Annotated in this window: 6 protein-coding genes and 2 pseudogenes; all 8 read right to left on the reverse strand. The window is 56.3% G+C overall.

Annotated elements, in window-relative coordinates; genetic code table 11:
- Positions 1-540 (reverse strand): annotated as a pseudogene (locus TQ39_RS19495) (OmpL47-type beta-barrel domain-containing protein); the annotation flags it as partial.
- Positions 537-1058: a hypothetical protein gene (locus TQ39_RS19500; protein ID WP_155201862.1), complete on the reverse strand. Its 522-nt coding sequence runs from the start codon at positions 1056-1058 to the stop codon at positions 537-539. The gene TQ39_RS19500 and the pseudogene TQ39_RS19495, both read right to left, overlap by 4 nt.
- Positions 1027-1332 carry a hypothetical protein gene (locus tag TQ39_RS19505; RefSeq protein WP_050006764.1) on the reverse strand — a complete coding sequence of 102 codons (306 nt, stop codon included), beginning with the start codon at positions 1330-1332 and terminating at the stop codon, positions 1027-1029. Before TQ39_RS19505 ends, TQ39_RS19500 begins: the two co-directional genes overlap by 32 nt.
- Positions 1333-1348: 16 nt before the next feature.
- Positions 1349-2152, reverse strand: a complete 804-nt coding sequence (locus TQ39_RS19510; protein WP_050006765.1) for a DNA adenine methylase — start codon at positions 2150-2152, stop codon at positions 1349-1351.
- A 195-nt stretch (positions 2153-2347) separates the two neighbouring features.
- Positions 2348-3247, reverse strand: a complete 900-nt coding sequence (locus TQ39_RS19515) for a phosphoadenosine phosphosulfate reductase domain-containing protein (RefSeq protein WP_050006766.1) — start codon at positions 3245-3247, stop codon at positions 2348-2350.
- Between the two features lie 15 nt (positions 3248-3262).
- The gene (locus TQ39_RS19520; RefSeq protein ID WP_050006767.1) at positions 3263-3697 is read right to left on the reverse strand and encodes a hypothetical protein; all 435 of its coding nucleotides are present in this window, start codon (positions 3695-3697) and stop codon (positions 3263-3265) included.
- Positions 3698-4068: 371 nt separating this feature from the next.
- Positions 4069-4422: a hypothetical protein gene (locus TQ39_RS19525; protein WP_050006768.1), complete on the reverse strand. Its 354-nt coding sequence runs from the start codon at positions 4420-4422 to the stop codon at positions 4069-4071.
- Between the two features lie 142 nt (positions 4423-4564).
- A pseudogene (locus TQ39_RS19530) lies at positions 4565-4856 on the reverse strand (hypothetical protein); the annotation flags it as partial.

Below are 4856 nucleotides of genomic sequence, written 5' to 3' on the forward strand. Positions count from 1 at the left end.
GGTATCCGTACCGCCCGAAAAACGCACCACCGCGCTGTCCCGCTGCCAGCCCGTGGGCGCGCTGACCTGCACGCCGGCCGGTTCAGTAAGGTCATAGCCGTAATAGCAGCCCGCATACATCGGCACGTTGACCGGGATATATACCCGGTCATCCGACAGCTGCCCGTTGTTGTGCCTGTGCCGCACCAGCGCGTAGCGGATGCTCATGTCCCCGCCCGCTGCCGCAATATCGTATCCATAGCACGGCATATATAGATCTGCGGCCAGCGCCGTTCCCTGCGAATTCCCCAACGGGTCCCGCCCGCACACCGGGCAAAGCCAGATGTCATAGTTGTTGGGCGATGTGAAGATCTCCCGTGTGTTGACGGTCTGGGAGCTGCCGGAATACATGTACCCGATCACGTAGGTATATGGCGTGCCGTTTCGGTCCGCGCCCAGCGCGCCGCCCGCGGCGAACGCCGTGGACGCAAACAGCGTCACACACAGCAGCAGCGCAAGCAGGCTTGCCGCCGGTCTGCTCACTTTCTTTATTCTGTTCATGCGCATCCTCCTGTCTCCAATTCTTTTAAAATATTTGGTATTTCCATCTTTGGCACAGGCTGCTTTACGGCCTGTCCCTTTTCCTGCCGGCTGGATCTCCGTTCCGGTTTTTTCGCCCGTATTTCTGTTTTCTGCTCCGGCTCCGGAATGATGAACGGTGTTTCCGGCATGGGCGAATCACACTGCACCGTGCTCCGGTTCGGCGCCATCTGCTCCACCTTCACGACGATCTCTTTTTTCTGCCGTGCGGTCATCCGCCGCACCAGCCTGCCCAGACGGGCGAGCTGACCGCCCGCCCAGCACAGGACCATCACCGCGTTCAGCGCCAGTGACAGGCTCAGAAGCAGATAGGCCCGTGCCAGCGGCGCGGGCAGGGCTTCGCCCGCCGTTACCGCCTGCAGCGCTTCCCGTGCGGTATCCGCCAGCGGATGGCCCGAGCATCCGCTCAACAGCAGACCCGCACACACAACAGCGCCTGACGCCCGTTTAGCATTCCGCGGCATCCTGCGCTTCTGCATATGCTTCCTCCAACAGCTCCCGCATCACCCGTTTTGCCCCCTCCGCGCTCAGACGCGGCAGAGACGCACGGATGAAGTCGAGCAGCTCCTCCTCGGTCATCTGCGCGGCCTCCCGTGGCGTCACATGCGTAAGCTGGACAACGCTGCCGTACAGCCGGGCGCGGACAAAACTGTTCTTTCCCATCCCTGTGCGGCAGCGCAGCGCACTCGGTATCGTCATACGGCCGCGTCCGTCTACGTACAGATACAGATTCATTTCCCCGGTCTTTTCCATTTTCCATTCTCCTTTGTTATGATGCGAATGACAGCTGTTCCGGCAGGACCCGGATGCGTTCGGACTGGTCATAGTTCGAAACAAACAATTCCGGGAACTGCGCGCCACCGTCATACCGCTGTTTCATATTGTTGAGCCGCGTCACGCGCTCGATATATATTCCCGGCCGGTCATACATTTCCCATACCAGAGGATGGTCGTTGTACGACAGCAGGAACTTGCCCTGCACCGACAGCAGCGTGTCCCGCAGGCGTTCGTGGCCCCCACGGCCAAAGGTGATATTGCTGTAGTAATCCTCGGTGTCTACATACGGCGGGTCGCAATAGAAAAAGCTCACCGGCCTGTCATACTGCCGGATGAGCTTCTCGAAGTCCTTATTCTCCACAACGACCTTCTGCAGCCGTGCGCAGGCTTTATCGATGAGGGGGAAGTTCCCCCACATGCTGTGCGGCTGCGCCGCAAAGCTGCCGCAGCCTGCCGCGTAGCTGTACCGAATGACCTGGTAAAACGCCGCGGCGCGCGCCACTTCCTCCATCCCCTCCGGATGCTCCAGCACCTGCTTGAGGCGCATGAAATCCTCCCGTGAATTGAGGACATACCGAAGCCGCTCCTGCAGCTCCCGCGGATGGTCACGCACCGTACGGTACAGTGCGGCAAGATTTCCGTTCAGATCATTGTACACCTCAAAATCCGTGCCCGGCGGTTTGTGGAACAGCACCCAGCCTCCGCCGCCAAATACCTCTATATATCGTTCATAGTAGAGCGGGAAGCGCACCAGCACCTCTTCCCGGAGTGCTTTTTTGCCGCCCACCCATGCCATGAAGCTGTCTATACCATATGCGCCTCCCCTTTCTTCGGACAGGGCGCATATCCCCGCACACGGGGTATTCCGCGCCCCGCGTGTTCCTGTTCTACTTCACGGATTTCCCTTTATCCCGTTTTCCAGCTGCCTCTCTGTGGATATATATACTCTGTGTAAAACCGGTCTGCGGAGGCCTCTTCTCCAGTGGCTGTCCTACAATTCGTAGAGCGACAGCTGGCCGGCGCCTGCAGTTTCCTGCACATGGTCGCTCAGCCACCATTCCATCCATATTTCTGCCGTTGATGCATAGTCCAAAATGGCATCTCCGCACTGCCGTCTCCTTTCCAGCATTCTGTCAAATGTCCGAAGATACTGTTCATAGAATTTCGGCCAGCGGGAAAATTCCCTGCGCCTGTTCTGCTCCCGTGCGAGTGGGTAGCCGATGCAGCCCAGCCGGTCGAAGCCCTCGCTGTACAGGGAACACTGTTCCAGCTTCACATCGCGGCTGTAGTTCCATATATCCGCATCGTTCCAATACGCCAGCGGGTTGACGCGTTTTTCTCTGTCCCGGTAGCACAATTCAAAGATTTTCCGGTTCTCTCCATCATCAAAAGGCATGATGAGGTTCTTCTGCCGTGGAAGAGCGATCTCAAGTTCATTGCGCGACCTGGCACGTTTCACACTCTCATATTTCCGCACGCCGAAAGAAACCACCGCCTTGCCCTGATGTTCACTGCGTTTTTCCTTTAATTCCGCGCAGCAATACCGGATCGTCCGAAGCGGCGGTATCTTTTTTTCAAGCATCAGCTGCCACATGCTCTTGCGGTACATCACATCGTATGTGAGATATCCCGCATCACGGTACTGCTGGAAGTTGGAACGCTGAAAATAGATCAGTTCGGGCGGGTCGATCCCTGTTATGGAATGTTGATAAAAATGTTTTACTCCCGCGCGCCGGAACAGATGGCCTAATACGCGGCTGTCCTTTCCTTCACTGGTGCAGACGCAGTATCCCCTCGGATCATTTTCCAGCGCCAGCGCCTCATAGTATTGAAGCAGACGCACCGCCTCGTCATCCGGCTGCCCTTGAGTCAGCGATGTCTGGTACTCCAAATTGGAATTTCTCTGTCAGGACGGCGGCAGTGTGTCCGGTTCCACCAAATGCAAGTCGGCTGCATAGGCGGGCTGGGTCAGGCGGACATAGATATCAAGCTGTTCTCCGCTCAGGCGGTACAGCGTCCGGCATGCATCACACAGGTCCGGCCAGAACGCGGACACTCTGTCCGGTTCCCACTGCAACGCCTGTAGCAGATCCTGAATATCCCGGACGTCCAAACTGGCCGTGCTGTATGCCTGCGGCGTCAGCATCCTCAGCAGCGCCAGCATCTGCCGGATATATGTGCCAAGCGCCGCGCGCAGCTCCGGTTTTGTGCGCAGTGCGGAGTCCACGCTCTCGAAATGGCCTGTATCGCATGCGGATTCCACCCGGCAGATGCATTCTTCCAGCACACGGCTTTTTTCGTGGATCGTGTACAGCACATCCACATTACGGATACTCTTCACTCATTGCTCTCCCTTCTTCTTCGGCATATTTGTTCTCAGGCATGTCCCATCGCTGAACCGGCACAGAAAACCATGCCGGGCCAGCCTGCAGCTTTCACACTGCGGTTCACTTTCCACACGCGGGATATCCGGCCCAATGACACGGCCCAGCGGCAGAATACAGCAGCTTGTCGGCCGTGTCCTCGACCGCCCTTTCCCATATGGATATTTCAGAATTTTCACCTCCCGTTTAACGCAAAAAAGCGGGGAGCATTTGGCTCTGCTGCCAATTGCTCCCCGCTTTTGCTTTGCGTATTTTGTAATTGTGTGTGCCCTCCTTCCCCCTGATCTGTTTATGCAGACAGCCCCGCGAAAATATTTCCGCGGGGCTGTTACATCAGCATTTGTCCAAACGGCATATCAAACAACTCTTCCGGTGACCATATGAAAGTAAAGTTTACGCTTTCCAAGTTACTGCAGCAGCGATTCAGAAAGCCGGTGTCGTCTTTCATGCGCTGCATCAAATCATCGATCTCTTCCGGTGAGGCTCTCATGGATTCGCCTTCGCCATAAAGATAGGCTTCAGCACGAACCGACACTTCGGTTTCCTCACTGATAAAGCACATTAAATCGTCGAATTCACTCCAGCCTTCCAGGTCGTCGTATTCTCTCGGGATTCCTCCGACGAGAAGTTCGATTTCATCTTCGCCTGCGGTGACCGTCACCGCAGAAAACAATAAAGCCATTTTTACGTCCCTCCCAGCCTTTCATTCAAATCTGTTTTTATTTACATTTGCCGCTTCATGCAATTCACCTCCGTCGTTTTTGTAAACACAACCAATACCACAATGACAGCGGAAAGTCTATCAGAATATTTACCGGGGATACTCAGGTCATCTGCATATCAAATTGCGGCTCCGGGGACTCCATGATCTGTTCCAAATGCCGCGGGTCTACGATGGCCTCGCTTTCGTTCCTGCCAGTGAACAGGGCCAGGATGTGTTCCTTCCGAATCTGCGCCTCATACACCGTTCCGTCCTCACCGAAGCGGTGGGCGAACCTGTCCGCCGTTTCCCGATCCAGGGTCCAGGACAGCGCCCTGATATTTTTGGCGTTGTAGGGGGTAACGCCCCGATAGACCGTCACTGTATCCTCCAGCGCCTGGTGTGCGGTGCGTTCC

The sequence above is a fragment of the Ruthenibacterium lactatiformans genome (assembly GCF_000949455.1).
Lineage (GTDB): Bacteria > Bacillota > Clostridia > Oscillospirales > Ruminococcaceae > Ruthenibacterium > Ruthenibacterium lactatiformans.